The sequence below is a fragment of the Hansschlegelia beijingensis genome, assembly GCF_014196425.1.
Lineage (GTDB): Bacteria > Pseudomonadota > Alphaproteobacteria > Rhizobiales > Methylopilaceae > Methylopila > Methylopila beijingensis.
Window position 1 is genome coordinate 150212 of the sequence record NZ_JACIDR010000002.1, and the last position, 18783, is coordinate 168994.

Here is an 18783-nt window from a genome sequence, read left to right on the forward strand (position 1 = left end):
CTGCAGCTCCGCGAGGCCCCAGGCCGTGCGGATAGCCAAAGGCTCACCGTACGGGGGCCGGCTGCGTTCCTCCCTCGCCACCTTCGGAGCCTGACGCCACATGGCGGATCTCAGCATCACCGCCGCCAACGTCATCCCCGGCGCCGACGCGGCCCTCGAGACGGCGATGGCCGGCGAGGCCATCACGGCGGGCAGGTCCGTCTACCTGTCCTCGGCCACCAAGAAGTTCCTGCTGGCGGACACCAACTCGGGGACCGCCGAAGCGCGCCGCGCGCGCGGCATCGCCGTGAACAGCGCTGCAGCCGGACAGCCGCTCACGATCCAGCGCGGTGGCGAAATCGCCCTCGGCGCGGTCCTGACGGCCGGCGTCGCCTACTACGGCAGCGACACGCCCGGCGGCATCTGCCCCGTCGCCGACATCGGCGCGGGCGAATACGTCTGCCTGCTGGGCGTCGCGAAGTCGTCCAGCGTGCTCTCGATCGGCATCCAGTTCCCGAACGTCGCGCTCTGATGGAAACAAGACCCGCCACGCCCCAGGGCGCACCCCGGCGGGTTACTCACTGCGGAATAGCTCAGTCGGTAGAGCGCCTCGCTGTTAACGAGGATGCCGCAGGTTCGAGCCCTGCTTCCGCAGCCAGCCTTCCGTAGCTCAGCCGGATAGAGCGCTCGGTTCCGGACCGGGAGGCCCGAGGTTCGAGTCCTCGCGGAAGGGCCATCTCCGCACCCCACACCGTCCGGCTACCGCCTCGCGCGGACCGGGCGGCACACGCCCCGGCGCCGGCTTCCCGCGCCCTCCTCTCGCGGTCGACGGCCGCGTCGGGGCGGTCAAATTCAGGCAGGCGATGATGGGCAAGCTTCTGGACCTCGCCGGTGAGCGATTCGGCCGCTTACTCATCGTCGATCGGGCGCTGACCAAGAACAAAGCTACTCGCTGGTCGTACATTTGCGATTGCGGCTCGCGCGGTGAAGCCAACACCAGAGACCTACGTCACTGCGGGCAACAGAGCTGCGGCTGTCTACAGCGAGAGGCGGCGGCGCGGACGGGCCGCGCCAATGTCTCGCACGGTCACAGCCGCCAAGGGCGTCGGAGTCGAACCTATTCGTCGTGGTGCGCGATGAAGGAGCGGGTTCTTCAGGAGAACCACATCGCGTTCTCTCGATACGGCGGCAGGGGCATCTCGATCTGCGATCGATGGCTCGAAGGTTCGTCTGGGCGCAGCGGCTTTGAATGCTTCCTGGAGGACATGGGCGAACGGCCAGATGGCATGTCGATCGACCGGATCGACACCAATGGTCACTACGAGCCTGGCAACTGCCGTTGGGCGACGGTCATCACGCAGAACCGCAACTCGAACAGCAACAAGCTGAATTCCGCTGACGTCGATCGAATGCGGTCGACCGCTGCGAACGAGACCGTCTCCTACTCGCGCCTCGCGTCCGACTTCGGGGTCTCCAAGGCGCATGCTCATAGAGTCGTACGTGGCGACCGGTGGGCGGCCTGACGCGAGGTCAGAAGAGGCCAGGGCTTACCGACGCCTCTACAAGACGGCCCGGTGGAAGTCGCTGCGCATAACCAAGCTTACCGAGCAGCCGTTGTGCGAGTGGTGCCTAGAGCAAGAGATCGTGACGCCCGCCAGTGAGGTCCACCACGTGGTGCCGCACAAGGGCGACGAGGCGATCTTCTGGTCGGGGCCTTTCGTTTCAACCTGCAAACCCTGCCACGCACGTCGCGGGCAACTTGAGGACCACGGCCAGACGGTCGTGCGCTTCGGCGCCGACGGCTGGCCCGTCTGAGGAGACAAGCATGGCCGGCAATGTCTGCGTCCTGCGCGGGGAATCCGGCGGCCTCGTGGTCGCCGTAGGCGGCAAGGTCCTCGACGGCCTGGCCGACATCGACATCAACGGCGCCGACGGCGTCGCAGTGCTGACGATCCCGCTTTCGCACGTCGTGTTCGGCGAGCTGGCGCCCATCCTGAAGGCGGCCGAGGAGCGGGTCGAGGGCAGGGCCGCCGGTCACGCCGAGGTCATCGACTTCGCGAAGTTCAGGGCGGCGCAGGCCGTGGCCGAGGAGCCGCCGACCGAGGCGTGATCGCGTGTGGCATTTGAGCCACATGTGACCATCGGGCAACAGCAGGCCGATTGAGGGTGTGGCCCTCGGGGCACAGTGTGGCCGTTCGGCCACGGGAGGGGGTGGTCGCAGGACGACCGCCCGACCCCCTAGGGACCGGCGCGGGACCACCGCACACAGTTTTCCAATTCAAATATGGGGGCTGGCGACTGGCTGTCCCGGAGCAATGCTCCACGGCGACGCAAGTATTGAAACCCAGTCACTGCAAGACGTCAACAAGGTTTCTGCGAAATGCCGCGGCCCAGAACGCCTAAGGCGAAGGCCGAGATCACGGGCTACGCCGACAAGAAGCGGACGAAGTTCGAGAACCGCGTCGAGCCTACTGTCGACGAGGACATCGGCTCTCCGCCGCTTTGGATGACGGAGCGCCAGCGCGAATCCTGGCGCGTCCTCTCCGACGAAATCCCGTGGCTGAACAAATCGCACCGCGCGCACCTGTCGATCGCGGTCGTCATTCACGCGCGGCTGTGCGCCAACGAGGACGTCGGCGTGCAAGCGCTGAACCTCCTCCGACAGTGCCTCGGCCAGATGGGAGCAAACCCGGCGGACGCGAGCAAGGCCGGTGGCAAGCCAGATGGCGAAGGCGAAGACCCAGCAAACGAGTTCTTTGGCTGACCTGAACCCGCCGTACCCTTCGGGGTCGGTGGACGAGTACGCCGAGGCCGTCATCGCGGGCGACATCGTCGCCGGGCCGCACGTCCGCAACGCCTGCCGGCGCCACCGCGACGACCGCAAGAACGGCCCCGCCCGCGGCGTCCACTGGGACCCGGCGGCCGCCGACCGCGTCTTCCGCTTCTTCGAGGTGGTGCTGCGGCTCAACGGTGGCCAGTTCGAGGGCCGGCCGTTCAAGCTTCACCCGTCGCAGAAATTCGTCGTCGGGTCGCTCTTCGGCTGGAAGCGCGTCGAGTCGGACGGGGCTTTGCTCCGCCGGTTTCGCCGCAGCTACATCGAGCAGGGCAAGGGCAACGGCAAGTCGCCGCTCGCCGCCGGCATCGGCCACTATTGCATGGTCGCGGACGGCGAGGCCGCCGCCGAGATCTACGCGGCCGCCGCGAACAAGGACCAGGCGTTCGTGCTCTTCCGCGACGCGGTCGCGATGTACGAGCAGTCGCCGAGGCTCAAGCAGGACATCACTCCGTCGGGCGGCAACCCGGTCTGGAACCTGTCGTACATGCGCAAGCGGTCGTTCTTCCGACCGATCTCGCGCGAGGGCGCGCACAGCGGCCCGCGGCCCTACGTGGCGCTCTGCGACGAGATCCACGAGCATCCTGACGGCCACGTCATCGAGATGCTCGAGCGCGGCTTCAAGTTCCGGCGCCAGCCGCTCCTGTTCATGATCACGAACAGCGGCTCGGACCGGAGTTCGATCTGCTGGGATGAACACCAGCACGCGGTGAAGGTCGCGGCCGGCACGAGGACGCCGGACGAGGACTTCACCTATGTCGGCGAGCCGATCGACGACGCGACGTTCTCCTACGTCTGCGCGCTCGACAAGGACGACGACCCGTTCACCGACCCGACGTGCTGGCAGAAGGCGAACCCTCTCTTCGGCGTGACGCTGAAGCACGACTATCTCGAGGGCGTCGTCGCCCAGGCGCGCGACATTCCGTCGAAGCGGAACGGCATTCTGCGGCTGCACTTCTGCGTGTGGACCGAGGCCGACACGTCCTGGATTCCGAGGCCGCTGCTCGACAAGGTGATGGTCGACTTCGACCCTTACGAGAAGGACGCGGGCCCGATCTCAGCGGCCGGGCTCGACCTGTCTCGGGCGAAAGACCTGACGGCCGCGGCCTTCGTCCGGGAGACCGGCACGAAGCGCGTCGTCCGCGCCGACGGCACCGAGGCTGATCTTCCGACCTTCGATCTCTGGATCGAGGCGTGGACGCCGCGCGACACGATGGACGAGCGGTCGAAGACCGACAGCGTTCCGTATCGGCTGTGGTTCGACCAGGGCTACATCCACGCGCCGGAGGGCGCCCGGATTCGGTACGACCACGTCGCCGCGATGATTTCGCGGCTCCACACCGAGTTCGGCATCGGCGTTCTCGCCTACGACACCTACGCCTACGACAAGTTCGCCGACGAGCTCGACGAGTACGGCTGCGACGTCAAGGCAGTCGCTCATCCGCAGGGCGGCAAGAAGCGCGCACGACCAGATCCGGAAGCCGTCGAGGCGGCGAAGGCGGTTGGCCTTGAGCTGCCGAAGGGTCTCTGGATGCCTGGCAGCGTGGCTGCCCTTGAGGAGTTAATCCTTGAGGAGCGCGTCCGCATCCGCAGGAGCCCGGTGATGATGGCGGCCCTCATGGGCGTCCACATCGAGACGGACCCTCTCATGGGGAACTCCTGGTTCAACAAGAACAAGACGTCGAACCGCATCGACCCCGCCGTTGCGGCTGCGATGGCGGTCGGCGCCGCCACTGACGGCGCTCCAGTCCATGTCCCTGCGGTCTCTCCCTGGGAGAACCCGGACTTCTCAATGGCGGCCTGATCCATGCCCAATTGGCTGACCGGCCGTCGTGCGCCGACGCCGGAGACGCGCGCGTCGCTGGAAGATCCGCGGGTGCCGCTGTCCGACGTGGCGGCGGTGCGCGCTCTCATGCAGGAGTGGCACGGCGTCGATCTGCCGATGGTGACGGCCGACACGGCGCTGTCCGTGCCGGCGATCTGGTGCGCGGTCAACTTCATAGCCGGCACGATCGCCGCGCTCCCGCTGCAGCTTTTCCGGCGCACCGAGGCCGGCCGCGAGACGGCGTCGAAGGACCCGCTCTATGCGATCCTGCACGACGCGCCGAACGACGAGCTCACCTCGTTCGCCTGGCGCAAGGGCTTCATGGTCAACGCGCTGATCACCGGGCGCGGCTGCTCCTACATTGAGCGCAACAAGGCCGGCCGGGTGATGAACCTCTGGCCGCTCGACCCGGCGAACCTGACGGTCGAGCGCCTGAACGGCCGCAAGCGCTACCGCTACAGGGACGGCGCGCGCGAGGTCGTTTACGCCGCCAACGAGGTCATCGACATCCCCTTCATGCTGAAGGCGGACGGCATCTCGCATGTGAACCCGGTCGACCGCCTGAAGGGCGCGATCGGGCTTTGCCTGTCCCTCCAGGACTACGCGGCGAAGTTCTTCGCGAACGGCGGCGTGCCGCCGCTGGCGCTCACCGGGCCGCTCCCGTCTCCGGGGGCTGCGTCGAGGGCCTCTTCAGACATCACCAAGGCGGTTCGAGACGCGAACGCGGAGCGCCGAAACGTCCTGATCGTGCCGTCGGGCCACACGCTGGCGCCGATTGGCGTCGACCCCGACAAATCGCAGATGGAGACGGCGCGCCGCTTCCAGATCGAGGAAATCGCCCGCGTCTACGACATCCCGCCGGTCTTCCTGCAGGACCTCACGAACGGCACCTACTCCAACACCGAGCAGCAGGACCTCCACTTCGTCAAGCATACGCTTGGGCAGTGGATCAAGGCCATCGAGCAAGAGCTGAACCTCAAGCTCTTTACTGCTCGAAACAAGACCAACTACGTCGAGTTCAACGTCGACGGACTTCTGCGCGGCGACTTCAAGACGCGCATGGACGGCTGGCGGACGGCGATCTTCGCGGGGATCAACACCCCGAACGAAGCGCGCGAGGCCGAGAACTGGCCGAAGCACGGGCCCGAGGCCGACAAGCTCTACGTGCAAGGCGCGACGGTCCCACTCGGGACCGTGCTGTCGCCTACGAAGCCGGCGCCTCCGGCCAACGACAACGATCCCGCCGAGCCGAAAGACGACGCCGCATGATCAAGACTGAGAAGCGCTCGGCCGGCCTCGGCGTCGAGGTACGGGCGGCGGACGACGGCAAGCGTACGCTGGTGGGCTACGCGGCGGTCTTCGAGCGCGTCGCGACGATCAGTTCCTACTTCAAGGAGCAGATCGCGTCCGGCGCCTTCGCTGACGCGATCGACGGCGACATCCTGGCGCTCGTCGAGCACGACCGCAGCCGCGTTGTCGGCCGGACCAAGTCCGGCACGCTCCGGCTCGCGGAAGACGGCAAGGGCCTGCGCGTCGAGATCGACGTGCCGGACACGACCGTCGGCAACGACCTCTGGGTGCTCGTCGAGCGCGGCGACATCGCCGGCATGAGCTTCGGCTTCCGGGTCGTCAAAGAGACCTGGGACGAGTCGACCACGCCTCCGACCCGCACGATCGAGAAGCTCGAGCTCGTCGAGGTCTCGGCTGTGACCTTCCCGGCCTACGAAGACACCGAGATCGGCGTCCGCTCCCTCCAGGAGTTCCGCGACGCCAAGGCCGCGGCGGAGACGCCGCCCGAGAAGACCGCAGGCTCCGGCGCCGTGCGCCTTCGCCTGAAGATCCAGAACGACCTGCGGGAGCGATCCCGACCGCGCTGAGGGCAACACCCGACGCGACCTCCCCAACCAGCCGCCCCCAGGGCGGCTTTTTTGTTGCCCTACGGAGCAAATCTTTCATGACCCTCGCCGAGATCCGCGCGAAGCAGGCCGAACTCGTCGCGCAGGCGCGCGCCGCCTTCGACGAAATCAAGACCGACACCCCGGAAGCCCGCGCGACCGAGCTGGAAGCCCAGCACGACGCCGCGATGAAGGAGCACGACAAGCTCGAGGCGCGCGCCGCGCGCGAGATCGCGCTGTCGAAGGCCCAGGCCGCGCTCGAAGAGTCTGCCGACGATCGCGCCCCCCGCGGCGAGGACCGCGCGCAGAAGGCCGCCGACACCGACACCCGCACCGCCGAGGAGCGCTACGCCGAGGCGTTCGAGAGCTTCCTCCGTCGCGGCCGCAGCGGCCTGAGCGCCGAGCAGCGCGCCGTCCTGGTGCAGGCCCCGGAGTCCCGCGCCCAGTCGGTCGGCACCAACACCGCCGGCGGCTACCTGGTCCCGGTGCAGTTCCAGGAAGAGCTGATCAAGTCGCTGAAGGCTTGGGGGCCGATGCTGGACCCGGGCGTCGCCCTCATGCTGCGCACCGCCACCGGCGCCGAGATTCCCTTCCCGACGATGGACGACACATCGAACGTCGGCGCACTCATTGCGGAGAACACGCAGGTCTCACAGTCCGAGGTCGCGTTCGGCACCAAGACGATCGGCGCCTACAAGTACACCTCCGGCGTCGTGCTCGTCTCCGACGAACTGCTGCAGGACTCGGTTCTCGACGTCGAAGCGATCATCCGCGAGGCGATGGCCGAGCGTATCGGCCGCATCGGCAACACGCACCTGACCACGGGCGACGGCGCGGACAAGCCGCACGGCTTCATCACCGCCGCGACCACCACGGCCGCCGCCGCCGCGGCGGCGATCACCTTCGACGACATGATCGAGCTCTACCACTCGGTCGACCCGGCCTACCGGTCGGCCCCGAAGGTCGGCTGGCAGTTCAACGACGGCACGCTGAAGCTGCTCCGCAAGCTCAAGGACGCCGAGAGCCGCTACATCTGGCAGCCGGCGGACGCGAAGCTGGGGGCCCCGGCGACGATCCTGGACAAGCCCTACGCGGTGAACCAGGCGATCGCCAACGTCGGCTCCAACGCCAAGTCGGTCGCGTTCGGCGACTTCGACAAGTACGTCGTCCGCATGGTCAACGAGTTCGCCATCAAGCGCCTCGTCGAGCGCTACGCCGACTACGGCCAGGTCGGCTTCATCGGCTTCACCCGCATCGACGGCGAGCTGCTCGACACCAAGGCGATCAAGGTGCTCACGCACCCGAGCTCGTAAGGGCCGGCAATGCCTGACGTCAGAATCACCACGAGCGCCGAGGGGCATGGGTTCTCCCTTGTCCCCGGCCGCACGATCGACCTCGACGAGCTCATCCGGCTCGTCGGGGCCGGCGCCGTGAACCTGAGCGAGCCGGTGGAGACGCCGGAAGTCGCGGTCGTCGTCGAGACGCCGGAGACCGAAGAGGTCATCGAGACCCCCGAGGATCACGTCGCGCCGATCGACACGCCCGAGGCGGCCAAGCCCAAGAGGCGCACGAAGCGATGAACGAGTGGGGCCGTCTGAAGCTCGTGACGGCTCCCGCGGCCGATCCGGTCACGCTGGCCGAGGCGAAGAAGCACCTTCGCGTCATGCACGACGACGAGGACGCGCTGATCAGCATGCTGATCAAGGCGGCCGCCGCGCAGATCGAGGGCCCCTCCGGGATCGGCGTCGCGCTCGTCACCCAGACGTGGCGGCTGTCGCTCGACGGCTTTCCCTGCGAGATCGAAATCCCGCTCACGCCAGTGTCCGCGGTCGACAGCGTCACCTTCAAGGACGCCGCCGGCGCAGATGTCGCTTTCACCGACTTCGCCGTCGACCTGGACGCCTCACCGACCCTCGTCGCGCCCGCCTACGGCGCGACCTGGCCTGTCCCGCGCTGCGAGCGCGGCAGCGTCAAGGTCGAGTTCACAGCAGGCTACGGCGCGCCCAGCGACGTCCCGGCAGACCTGCGCGCCGCTGTGCTGCTGATCGTCGGCCACCTCTACGAAAACCGCGAGGCGGTCGTCCTGTCCAATCAGCAGCCGTTCGAGATGCCGATGGCGGTCGACTCCATCCTCAATCGCTACCGCGTCGGGCGCTTCGGCTGACCCGCAGACAGCACCAAGGAAGCCATGCCCACCCGCGACATCCATAGCGACATCCACGTCGTCCCGCTGATCGTGCCCGTTGCGGCGCGCACCGACAACACCGCGATCGTCTCCGCGATCATCGACACGCTCGGCTACGGCGCGTGCGAACTCGTGCTCGTCACCGGCGCGAACACGGACGCGAACGCGACCTTCGCGACTCTGGTCGAGGACGGCGAGGCCTCCAACCTCTCCGACGCGGCAGCGGTCGCCGACCAGTACCTGATCGGCACCGAGGCGCTCGCGAGCTTCACGTTCGCCGACGACAACGAGTGCCGCAAGATCGGCTACAAGGGCACGAAGCGCTACGTGCGCCTGACGGTCACGCCGTCCGGCAACGACTCCGGCAACATCTTCCTGTCGGGCGTCGCGATCCTCGGCCACCCGGCCACCACGCCGACCGCCAACCCGCCGCAGTAAGCGTGCCCTGGCTGCGGTTTTCGCGCCAGTTCGACTGGGACCCTCCCGAGTTGTCGGGGCGCGTCACGATTTCCTACTCCGCCGGTTCGACGGTCCTCGTGAGGCGCGCATGCGCCGCCGCGGCGATCGCGGCCGGCGCCGGCGCTGAAACGGAGCGGCCAGATGACGGCGGGACGCCTGCGCGACCTGGTCGCATTCGAGGCCGCCCAGGACGCCGATGACGGCGGGGGCTCGACACGCGGCGGCTTCGCCGAGGTGTTCCGGGCGAACGCCGGAATCGTGTTCCTGCGCGGCTCAGAGCCGGTCGTGGGGCAGCGTCTGCAGGGCATCCAGCCGGTAGTGATCACAGTGCGCGACTGCATCGCGGTCACGTCCGTCGCCGACGACTGGCGCATTCGGGACGTCCGCTCCGGCGCGACCTTCAACATCCGCGCGATCACGCCGAACGACCGGCGGAGCTACGTGGACTTCCTCTGCGAGGCCGGCCGTCCCGATGGCGACGAAAGTAATCGGCCTTGAGCGTCTGAGGCGAAAGCTCGGCCGGCTGCCCATCGAAGTCCGCACGCAGATGCGCAAGGACATCGCGAAGGGTGCCGACGAGATCGTGGCCATGCAGCGGGCGCTCGCGCCCGTGGAAGACGGCGACCTGAAGCGGTCGATCAGTTGGACCTTTGGCGAGGCTCCGCCGACCAGGGCGACCGGAGCGCCGCGTATCAAGCGCTCGACCTTCGTGCCTGGCGATAACGATATCAGGGCGACTATCTACGCCGGCGACGACGTGGCCTTCTACGCTAGATGGGTCGAGTTCGGCACCGCGCCGCACTCGCTCGCCAAGGGCGCCGATCGGACGCGGAACAAGCTGCAGGACGTCGGCGGCTGGCACCCCGGCGCCAGGCCGCGCCCCTTCTTCTTCACACCCTACCGCACGCTCAAGAAGCGCGTCGTCTCGCGCATCTCGCGCGGCATTCGTAAGGCCGCGCGCAAGGTGGCGAGATCATGAGCCCAGACTGGGAGCTTCAGAAGGCGATCGTCGCCAAGCTGAAGACGAGCGCCGGCCTGAAGGACCTGATAGGCGACCCGCCGCAGATCGCGCAGCAGGCGTCCGCCAGCACCGCGCGCCCCTACATCCACATCGGCGAGAGCCAGAGCGTCGGCGTCTTCGCCGACTGCGTCCGCGCCGAAGAGATCTACGTCGACCTGCATATCTGGTCGGACACTGAGAGCTTCGCCGAGGTCAAGCAGATCATCGGCGTGATTGTCGACGTCCTTCACGACGCCGACCTTGAAATCGCCGGCGGTCACATCGCCGCCCTGCGCTTCCGCAACGCGCGGACGCTCCGCGACCCGAACAGCATCAGCCGGCACGGCGTCGCCACCTTCCGCGCGATCGCGCAACGCACCTGATCACCACAATCGCGCCGCCCGCGGCGCTCCATTACGACGGAGGGCCTTGATGGCCGACGACAAGATCCGCCGGGGCACGCTGCTGACCATCAAGGTCGGCGACGGCGCTTCGCCCGAAGTGTTCACGAAGATCTGCGGTCTTCAGACCAAGTCCTTCAACCAGTCGGCGAACATGTCGGAGCACGTTCCGACCAACTGCGCCAACCCGGACGCCGTGAAGGCCGTTCGGCGCATCAAGCAGAGCAAGGGCGCGGAGCTGACCGGCAGCGGCTACTTCCTCTCCGAGAATCGCGCAACGCTCCAGGTGCTCTTCGACTCGCCGGACGCGAGCAACGTCCGCATCGCGGTCGAAGTCCCGCTCGCCGACGGCGGCGGCTGGTACGAAGGTCTGTTTCACCTCTCGACCTTCAGCGTCACCGGCGGCGACGAGACGATGCTCGAGGCCGAGATGACCTGGCAGTCCGACGGCGACTACGCCTGGACCGACGCGACGGCCTGATCATGGCGCGCGGCGAGACGACATTCGACTGGGCGGACGGCGAATACACGTTCGCCCTTCCGCTCGGCCAGGTCGAGGAGCTTCAGGAGAAGGTCGGCTGCGGCCCGTACTCGCTTCTCCGCCGGCTCCAGGACGGCACGTGGCAGCAGAGCGACATCCGCGAGACGCTCCGCCTCGGACTGATCGGCGGCGGTCAGGTCAAGCCGGTTGAGGCCATGCGCCTGGTCCGCGCCTACGTGGACGAGCGGCCGCTCCTAGAGAACGTGCCGGCGGCGACCGCGGTCATCCTGGCCGCCCTGGTGACGCCCGAAAACGAGCCCCAGCCGGGGGGAGGCGAGGCGGAGGAGGCGACGACCGAATCTCCTTCGCCGACATCCGAGGCCTCGCCGCCGCCATCGGTCTAGCGCCCAGCGAAATGCTGCGGATGACGATCTGGGAGTTCTCCGCGGCCGTCGATGGCTGGAAGAAGTCCCAAGGCATCGAAGACGATCTGCCGCCGCCGGACCGGGCCAAGATGCTCGAAATGCTGCGCGACTGATCCTCAACACCACGCATTCCAACGGCCGTTGCATTCGCAGCGGCCGTTTTCTTTTGAGGTGAGCTGCTTTGGCTGACGATCTTGAACGTCTCGTCGTCCAGCTCGAGGCGTCGCTCACCAAGTACGAGAAGGAGCTGCGGCGCGCCGGCGGCGTCGCCGACAGCACGGCGAAGCGCGTCGAGGCGCGCTTCTCGCAGATGAACAAGCGGCTGGACGGCCTGTCGGCCGGCCTCGGCCGCAACCTGACGGCGTCGCTCGGCGCCATCGGCAGCGCGCTCGCCATCAAGGAGGTGGCGAACTACGCCGACGCCTGGACGCGTGCGAAGAACAGCCTCGCGGTCGCGGGCGTCACCGGCGCCAAGCAGGAGCAGGTCCTCGAGGCGCTGTTCGCCAGCGCGCAGAAGAACGCGGCGCCGATCGGCGCTCTGACGTCGCTCTACGGTGCGGCCGCGCAGGCGCAGAAGGAACTCGGCGCGAGTTCCGAGCAGCTCATCACCTTCACGGACGGCGTCGCCGTCGCGCTGAAGGTCGCCGGCAAAAGCTCGACCGAGGCGCGCGGTGCGCTCGTCCAGCTATCGCAGCTTCTCGGCTCATCGCGCGTCATGGCGGAGGAGTTCAACAGCGTCAACGAGGGCGCGCGCCCGATCCTGATGGCGGTCGCCGCCGGGCTGGATGCCGCCGGCGGGTCGGTCTCCAAGCTCAAGCGCCTCGTCACAGAGGGCGCGGTCTCCAACCGGCAGTTCTTCGAGGCGTTCCTGAAGGGGATGCCCGTCATTCAGGCGATGGCGAAGAACGCCACGCAGACGCTGGCGCAGGGCTACACGAAGGTCGAGAACGCCCTCACCAAATACATCGGAGAGCAGGACCAGTCGCTTGGCGCGACGGTCGTGCTCTCTAAGGCGCTCAACGCGCTCGCCGACAATTTCGACGAGGTCGCCGACGCCACGCTGAAGGTCGCGGCGATCATCGCCGCCGCGCTCGTCGGCCGTTCGATCGGCGGCATGGTGGCGAGCCTCGGCATCGCGATTCCGGCCGTGATCCGCTTCGTCGCCGCGCTGCGCTCCTTTGCGACCGCGCGTGTGGCGCTCACCGGGCTGTCGGCTGCCGCAGGACCCGTCGGGGCCGTTCTTGGCGTCGCGGCGGCGGCTGGGCTGTATCTCTACGAGCAGAGCCAGAAGGCGGCCGAGGGCGCGCTCCGCGCGAGCGAAGCCATCGCGGCGATGGGTGATAAGGCCAAGGGCTCGGCGAAGGACATCCGCGACCTGGTCGACGAGATGGCCGCGCTAAGCCGCACGAAGCTTACGGCCGAGATAAAGGACACATCGAACCTCATCGCCCAGCAGGCCGACGCGGTGCGCGCGGCCAACCCGTTCGCGCCGATCGGTGGCCGCGTCGGGCGCGGCCGCGGACAGGTCGCCCCGTCCGGCGCCGACCTCGAGTTCAACCGCGCCACCGAGAAGTTCCTCAACGGCGGGTCGCTCGCCGACTACCAGAAGGCGCTCGACGACCTCGCCAAGCGGTATCCGCAGCAGGTGCAGAAGCTCGCCGAGGCGCAGAAGGCCGCGGAGCTCTACACCAGGGCGATCCAGCGCCGCGCCATGCAGGACAAGGCGCTGGCGCAGCAGGAGTCGAAGGACACCTACACCGGCATCAAGCGCGTCCAGGGCGAGTCCAGCAAGGGCGAGCAGGAGCGGGCCGAGAAGCGCGGCGACGAGACGCGGGACTTCTTCCGCGAGCGCGACGTCGAGCAGAACAAGACCGATCGCGAGAAGGACATCGACAAGCGCGTCGACGAGATCGTCGCGGCGATGGAGAAGGCCGGCAAGGCCATCGACAAGGCCGCGGTGCGGCTGCGCGCCGAGACCGAGATCGACAAGGAGTTCGCGCAGAAGCAGACCGCCGAGTTCAGCGGAGACGCGGTCAAGTCTTACGTCGACCGTGTCGTGAAGGCGGAGAGCGGCGGCAAGGCCAACGCCAAGAACCCCTATTCGTCCGCGACCGGTGTCGGCCAGTTCATCGAGGAGACATGGCTCCGCCTGTTCCGAAAATACTATCCGGAGCAGGCAGGCTCTATGGGCCGAGACGCGATTCTTGCGATGCGCAAGAACGCCGACGTCTCCCGGAACATGATCGAGGCCTACGCAAAGGAGAGCGCCGAGGCGCTTCGCAACGCGGGGCTCGCGGTCACGGAGGCGAACCTCCACCTGGCGCACTTCCTGGGGGTCGGCGGCGGCAAGAAGCCGGGCGCGATTGAGGCGCTGAAGGCCGACCCGAACGCGAGCGCGTCCGCGGTCCTCGGCGCCGACGTCGTCTCCGCCAACAAGGGCGTCTTCAAGAACGACAGGGTCAGCGACGCGCTCGACTACGCGGACCGCCGCGCGAACGCCACGCGGTACGCCGCGGGCGACCTCACGCCCCAGGAGAAGACGGACAAGGAGTTCGCCGACACGCTGCGCGACAGCGACCAGCGCACCGCCGCGATCAATCGCGAGGCGGAGGCGATCGGCAAGCTGACCTACGCCCGCGAGTACGCCGCCGAGAAGGCCCGCCTGCTCGAGGAGATCGAGAAGGACGGCGCGAAGGCGACGCCCGAGCAGATCCAGTCGATCGAGGCGAAGGCTGATGCCTACGCCAAGGCGCAGACCAACGTCGAGACGCTCAAGACCTCCTACGAGAGCCTGCGCGACGCGGAGAGCTTCTTCGCGGAGGGCGTGACGTCGGCCTTCACCGACATCATCACGGGCGCCTCGTCGGCCAAGGACGCGATCCGCAAGCTGGCGTCGTCGTTCCTCGAGAGCGGCCTGCAGGCCCTTCTCATGGGCAAGGGCCCGCTCGCCGGCCTGTTCGGCACGGCGTCCGCCGACGGCGGCACGGGCGGCCTGTTCGGGGCGCTGTTCGGCGGTCTGTTCGCCGAGGGCGGCGTGATGACGCCGAGCGGGCCGCGGAAGCTGTCCAAGTTCGCGCGCGGCGGGAAGTCCCAGACGGCGGCGATCTTCGGCGAGGCCGGGCCGGAGGCGGCGGTGCCGCTGCCCGACGGCCGGCGCATCCCGGTCAACCTGCGCGTGCCCAACATCGGCAAGCCCTCCGGCGCGCGGCGCCCGCCCTCCAGCGGGTCGCTGACGGTCAAGACGTCGATCGACCTGACCGGCGCGAACGGCGACGAGACGATCCGGCGCATCTCGAAAGAGGCGGCGGAGGCTGGCGTGGCCAAGGGCCTCACCGCCTACGACCGGAAGTTCAACAACCGGATCGACTACGCCGACAAGCACGAGAGGTGAGGCATGGCCATTCTCAAGAATTGGCCGTGCCTCATCATGGGGTCCGAGTCCGACGACTGGCGCCTGGTGGGCGTCACCGAGGGCGACCGGACGGTGGCGGGCTTCCCGCTCTTCCGGCGCCTCGATGGCGGCGGTCTCTGGACCCTGACCCTTTCCGACATCCTGATCTCGACGCCTGACGAGATCCGCACCTGGGACGCGATCACCGGCCAGATGGACGAGGGGGTGACCCCCTTCGCCGTGCCGTACCTCATCTCGGCCACGCAGCCCTTCGTGGACAGCGCCCGGAGCGCTCCGGTTCCCCACAGCGACGGCGCCACGCACAGCGACGGCTCGCCGTTCGGCACACGGCTGATCGACTGCGCCATCGAGCAGGGCGCGGACCTCCGGGCGACGCGGGTGAAGATCAGGCGCAAGCGCGCCGCGCGGTTTCGCGGCGGCGAGCGCTTCTCCGTCACGCACGCGGACTGGGGCCCGCGGCTGCACAAGGTCATAGGCGTGGTGGACGGCCAGGACTCGGCCGTCACCACCGTCGACATCCGGCCGCCGCTCCGGTTCCCCGTGAGCGCCGGGACGGACATCGAGATGGACCGGCCGCTCTGCACGATGACGATCTCCGATCCTTCGGGCGCGGGCGGTCCGCTGCAACAGCGGCGCTTCGGCACCCGCACGATCTCCTTCGTCGAATTCGGCAGGCTTCCAGAATGACGCCGTGGTCCGCTGAGGAGGAGGCGGCCTTCGCCTCCGGGTCGATCGGCTACGGCATCTTCTTCCACCTTCGCACGGACCCGCCGGTGCGGCTCTGGGCCGGCATCGGCGACTGCGAGGGCGAGATCAACGCCATCGACCAGACGTCCGAGATCTACCGCGGCGCGGGCACGCTGACGGACATCCCGGCCGTCCAGAGCATGATCAACGGCAAGTCCGAGCGCATCGCCTTCCGGCTTTCCGGCGTCGACGATCGCGTCCTGGAGCTGGCGCGCGGGGAGCGCGCGGCGATCAAGGGCAAGACCGTTCACCTCGGCTTCGGCGTCTTCCGCCGCGACTGGAGCTCGCTGCTCGGCCCGGTCCGATGGGTGTGGCGCGGTCGCGCCGACTACATGGAAGAGGTCATCGGTGAGGCTGACGACATCTCGGCGCCGCTGCGCCGTTCAGTGCAGCTTTCGGTCGGCTCTATGCTGACATCGCGAAAGCGCCCTCAGTTCTCCTTCTATACAGACAAAGACCAGCAGTCGCGGTCTCCGGGAGATCGCTTTTGCGAGCGAACGCCCAACTACGTCCAAGAATACGCCAAGATCTTCGGCCCGACGTAGGCGAATACATCGCCCTCGCCGGCCGGAGGCCCTGGGCGTGGGGCGAACACGACTGCACGCTGTTCGCCGCGGGTTGGGCTCTCTCCGCCCGCGGCGTCGACCTCGCCGTCGGCTTCCGGGGCTCATATGCGACCGCCGAAGAGTGCCGCGCGCTGTTGAAGCGCGAGGGCGGCCTCGTGGCGCTGGTGAGCCGCGCAGCGGCCGCGCACGGCCTCTCGCCAACTGACGCGCCAGGCGCCGGCGACGTCGGCGTCGTTCGTGGCGCGATCGAGTGGCGCGGCCGCGTCCTGCGCCCGCCGACCGCCGCCGTCTGCGTCGGCCCCGCGCGATGGGCGCTCCTCACCGAGGCCCGCGGCGTCGCGATCGCCGACCTGCCCGTCCTATCCGCCTGGAGCGTCTGATCTATGCCGCAGGCAATAGGCGCCGCGATCTTCGCGGCCTTTGGCGCTGCCGGTGTGACTGCTGGCGCGACGGCCATCGCAGGTACCACGCTGGCGTCGATCGTCGGCGCCGTCGCCCTGACGGCGGCGGCCGGCGTGCTGCAGTACCTGCTGGCGCCCAAGCCCCCGGTGCCGAAGGCCCAGGCCGGCTATTACCCGCTCCGGCAGACCCGCCCGCCGCGCATCACGGGCTACGGCGAGGCCCGCCTCGCCGGCTCCTACATGTTCTACGAGACGCTCGGCGACAACTCGTACGACGTCCTGGCGCTGCACCACGGCAAGATCAAGGAGTTCACGCGGTTCTACCTGCACGACGACGTCGTGACGCTGAACCCCGACGGCACCATCGCGACGTCGTCGCTGGACCACGACTACCATCCGGAGACGTCGCAGGTCGTCCTGCTAACGCGGCGCGGCGAGGCCACCGAGACCGCCTTCGGCATGGTCGTCGATGCGGCCGCTGCAGAGGCCGCGAGCAGCGGCAAGGCACAGATGTGGACCGCCGCGCACCGCGGCGACGGCATCGCGTCTCTGGCGCTCTACTGCAAGACGCGAAGCGCGAAGAGCTTCCCGGCCAACTACCCGCGCGGCGTCCACATCCCGTCGGTCGCGGCGCGCCTCAGCTACATCTACGACCCCCGTGCAGAGGGCCAGGTCCACGGCGAGCCGGAAACCTACGAGTGGAGCGACAACTGCGCACTGGCGATCGCCGACTACCTCACGAATGAGGATCACGGCGTCGGGCTGACCTGGGAGGAGTGCTTCCACGACGGCGCCGAGATCGCGGTCGAGGCCGACATCTGCGACGAGCTGGTGCCGCGCAAGGCCGGCGGCACGCGCCGGCGCTATCGCCTTGGCGGCGCGTTCCAGCACGACAACACGCCCGCCGACGTGCTCGCCACGATGCTGGCGACCTGCGACGGCTGGCTGGCCGAGCGCGGCGACGGATCGCTCCGCCTGCTCGTCGGCAAGTATCGCGCGCCGACCGTCACCTTCCGGACCGAGCACGCTAAGGCCTACTCGGTCACCTACGGCGTCGGCGACGAAGACGCCATCAACGAGCTGACCCCGACCTACACCTCGCCGGACCACGAGTTCGCCGAGGTCGAGGGCGAGTCCTGGCGTGACGAGGAGGACATCTCCGAGCGCGGCCGCACGCGATCCGAACGACTGGACCTGAAGTGGGTCCAGGATCACGGCCAGGCGCGCATGCTTTGCAAGCGCGAGATGCTGCGGTCCAGCAGCCGGCTGCGCGGGACGCTGGTCACGACGCTCTACGGCCTCGTCGGCCTCGGCGAGCGCTGGATCAAGCTCGAGATCGACAATCACCCGGACCTCGCGGACCTGGTCGTCGAGGTCGTCACCTCGCCGCGCATCGACTTCATGTCGGGCTCGGTGACCTTCGAGTGGCGATCGGTCAACCCGAACGCGGTCGACGCCTGGGACCCGAACACCGAGGAAGGCGACCCGCCGCCTGTGCCGGTGCGCAGCGCGTCGAAGACGCCGGCGATGCCGACTGGCGTCGAGGTGGTGATCGAAGGCTCTGACAACGCCGGCATCTACGCCGATGTCGTCTTCGACTACGACGCCAAGGACTCGATGACGTTCCTCGTCGATCTTCGGCAGGTCACCGACGACACGGAGTCGTCCTGGTCGACGCTGACCTATGACGGTGAGAGCGTCGAGATCGACGAAGTCCTCGACACCGTCAGCCTGTCCACCCAGGGACTTGCGCCGCGGACCTCTTACGAGGGCCGAATCCAGGTCAAGACTGGCTCCGGCAAGCTGTCGGCCTACTCGCCGATCTTCACCTTCGACACGTTCACCGTGGCGCCTGAATCGCCGACCGACTTCCGGTGGGACGATGTCGAGGGGCTGCTGCGGTGGCGGGCGTCCGCCTCCACGCAGAGCGTCCTCTCGCGGGTCTTCCGCGCCCCTGCGGGCGATCCGTTCGTGGACGCCGATGAGATCACGCCCTCCGGAGGCGTGCCTGGCGAGCCGCTTCAGCAGGTGTCCTTTGACCCGCCCGACTATTCGGACGGGTGGTACTGGGTCGTGGCCGAAAGCGCCGCCGGTCTCAGATCTTCTCCCACAGGTCCGCTGACAGTCGAGACGACCGTCATTTGATCAACAAGCCCGCCTCTGGCGGGCTTTTT

At 68.2% G+C, this 18783-nt stretch carries 21 protein-coding genes, 2 tRNA genes and 1 pseudogene; all 24 read left to right on the forward strand.

Annotated elements, in window-relative coordinates:
• Positions 1–100 precede the first annotated feature (100 nt).
• The 24 genes and pseudogenes from GGR24_RS07070 (at position 101) to GGR24_RS07185 (ending at position 18754) form a co-directional block, all read left to right on the forward strand.
• Complete coding sequence (locus tag GGR24_RS07070) at positions 101–511, forward strand: DUF2190 family protein (protein ID WP_183394650.1); 411 nt, start codon at positions 101–103, stop codon at positions 509–511.
• Between the two features lie 50 nt (positions 512–561).
• A tRNA-Asn gene (locus GGR24_RS07075) sits at positions 562–637 on the forward strand.
• Between the two features lies 1 nt (position 638).
• Positions 639–715 (forward strand) — tRNA-Arg (locus GGR24_RS07080).
• Between the two features lie 127 nt (positions 716–842).
• Positions 843–1502: a hypothetical protein gene (locus tag GGR24_RS07085; RefSeq protein WP_183394651.1), complete on the forward strand. Its 660-nt coding sequence runs from the start codon at positions 843–845 to the stop codon at positions 1500–1502.
• A 121-nt stretch (positions 1503–1623) separates the two neighbouring features.
• On the forward strand, positions 1624–1794 hold the full coding sequence (locus GGR24_RS17630) for a hypothetical protein (RefSeq protein WP_246398147.1): 171 nt from the start codon (positions 1624–1626) through the stop codon (positions 1792–1794).
• Between the two features lie 10 nt (positions 1795–1804).
• Positions 1805–2089 carry a hypothetical protein gene (locus tag GGR24_RS07095; RefSeq protein WP_183394653.1) on the forward strand — a complete coding sequence of 95 codons (285 nt, stop codon included), beginning with the start codon at positions 1805–1807 and terminating at the stop codon, positions 2087–2089.
• Positions 2090–2359: 270 nt separating this feature from the next.
• Positions 2360–2743: a hypothetical protein gene (locus tag GGR24_RS07100; protein ID WP_183394654.1), complete on the forward strand. Its 384-nt coding sequence runs from the start codon at positions 2360–2362 to the stop codon at positions 2741–2743.
• A complete protein-coding gene (locus tag GGR24_RS07105) occupies positions 2736–4616 on the forward strand; it encodes a terminase large subunit (protein WP_246398149.1) in 1881 nt (626 codons plus the stop codon). The genes GGR24_RS07100 and GGR24_RS07105 overlap by 8 nt, the downstream gene beginning before the upstream one ends.
• A gap of 3 nt (positions 4617–4619) precedes the next feature.
• On the forward strand, positions 4620–5906 hold the full coding sequence (locus GGR24_RS07110; protein WP_183394656.1) for a phage portal protein: 1287 nt from the start codon (positions 4620–4622) through the stop codon (positions 5904–5906).
• Positions 5903–6514: an HK97 family phage prohead protease gene (locus tag GGR24_RS07115; RefSeq protein ID WP_183394657.1), complete on the forward strand. Its 612-nt coding sequence runs from the start codon at positions 5903–5905 to the stop codon at positions 6512–6514. The genes GGR24_RS07110 and GGR24_RS07115 overlap by 4 nt, the downstream gene beginning before the upstream one ends.
• A gap of 77 nt (positions 6515–6591) precedes the next feature.
• On the forward strand, positions 6592–7845 hold the full coding sequence (locus GGR24_RS07120; RefSeq protein ID WP_183394658.1) for a phage major capsid protein: 1254 nt from the start codon (positions 6592–6594) through the stop codon (positions 7843–7845).
• A 9-nt stretch (positions 7846–7854) separates the two neighbouring features.
• Positions 7855–8112, forward strand: coding sequence for a hypothetical protein (locus GGR24_RS07125; protein ID WP_183394659.1), 258 nt, complete (start codon positions 7855–7857; stop codon positions 8110–8112).
• Positions 8109–8696: a head-tail connector protein gene (locus tag GGR24_RS07130; RefSeq protein WP_183394660.1), complete on the forward strand. Its 588-nt coding sequence runs from the start codon at positions 8109–8111 to the stop codon at positions 8694–8696. Before GGR24_RS07125 ends, GGR24_RS07130 begins: the two co-directional genes overlap by 4 nt.
• A gap of 24 nt (positions 8697–8720) precedes the next feature.
• Positions 8721–9155, forward strand: a complete 435-nt coding sequence (locus GGR24_RS07135) for a hypothetical protein (protein WP_183394661.1) — start codon at positions 8721–8723, stop codon at positions 9153–9155.
• A 162-nt stretch (positions 9156–9317) separates the two neighbouring features.
• Complete coding sequence (locus tag GGR24_RS07140) at positions 9318–9674, forward strand: head-tail adaptor protein (RefSeq protein WP_183394662.1); 357 nt, start codon at positions 9318–9320, stop codon at positions 9672–9674.
• Positions 9649–10155, forward strand: coding sequence for an HK97-gp10 family putative phage morphogenesis protein (locus tag GGR24_RS07145; protein ID WP_183394663.1), 507 nt, complete (start codon positions 9649–9651; stop codon positions 10153–10155). The genes GGR24_RS07140 and GGR24_RS07145 overlap by 26 nt, the downstream gene beginning before the upstream one ends.
• A complete protein-coding gene (locus tag GGR24_RS07150) occupies positions 10152–10559 on the forward strand; it encodes a DUF3168 domain-containing protein (RefSeq protein WP_183394664.1) in 408 nt (135 codons plus the stop codon). Before GGR24_RS07145 ends, GGR24_RS07150 begins: the two co-directional genes overlap by 4 nt.
• A gap of 49 nt (positions 10560–10608) precedes the next feature.
• Positions 10609–11058 (forward strand): phage tail tube protein, encoded by a 450-nt coding sequence (locus GGR24_RS07155; protein ID WP_183394665.1) that lies wholly within the window; start codon positions 10609–10611, stop codon positions 11056–11058.
• 2 nt (positions 11059–11060) lie between these two features.
• The gene (locus GGR24_RS07160; RefSeq protein ID WP_183394666.1) at positions 11061–11462 is read left to right on the forward strand and encodes a gene transfer agent family protein; all 402 of its coding nucleotides are present in this window, start codon (positions 11061–11063) and stop codon (positions 11460–11462) included.
• Between the two features lie 331 nt (positions 11463–11793).
• A pseudogene (locus GGR24_RS17910) lies at positions 11794–12450 on the forward strand (tape measure protein); the annotation flags it as partial.
• 2427 nt (positions 12451–14877) lie between these two features.
• Positions 14878–15582 carry a hypothetical protein gene (locus tag GGR24_RS07170; protein WP_183394668.1) on the forward strand — a complete coding sequence of 235 codons (705 nt, stop codon included), beginning with the start codon at positions 14878–14880 and terminating at the stop codon, positions 15580–15582.
• Positions 15579–16187 carry a hypothetical protein gene (locus tag GGR24_RS07175; RefSeq protein ID WP_183394669.1) on the forward strand — a complete coding sequence of 203 codons (609 nt, stop codon included), beginning with the start codon at positions 15579–15581 and terminating at the stop codon, positions 16185–16187. The genes GGR24_RS07170 and GGR24_RS07175 overlap by 4 nt, the downstream gene beginning before the upstream one ends.
• Positions 16130–16588: a DUF6950 family protein gene (locus GGR24_RS17915; RefSeq protein WP_428978219.1), complete on the forward strand. Its 459-nt coding sequence runs from the start codon at positions 16130–16132 to the stop codon at positions 16586–16588. The genes GGR24_RS07175 and GGR24_RS17915 overlap by 58 nt, the downstream gene beginning before the upstream one ends.
• A 54-nt stretch (positions 16589–16642) precedes the next feature.
• Complete coding sequence (locus GGR24_RS07185) at positions 16643–18754, forward strand: phage tail protein (protein WP_183394671.1); 2112 nt, start codon at positions 16643–16645, stop codon at positions 18752–18754.
• Positions 18755–18783: the final 29 nt, after the last annotated feature.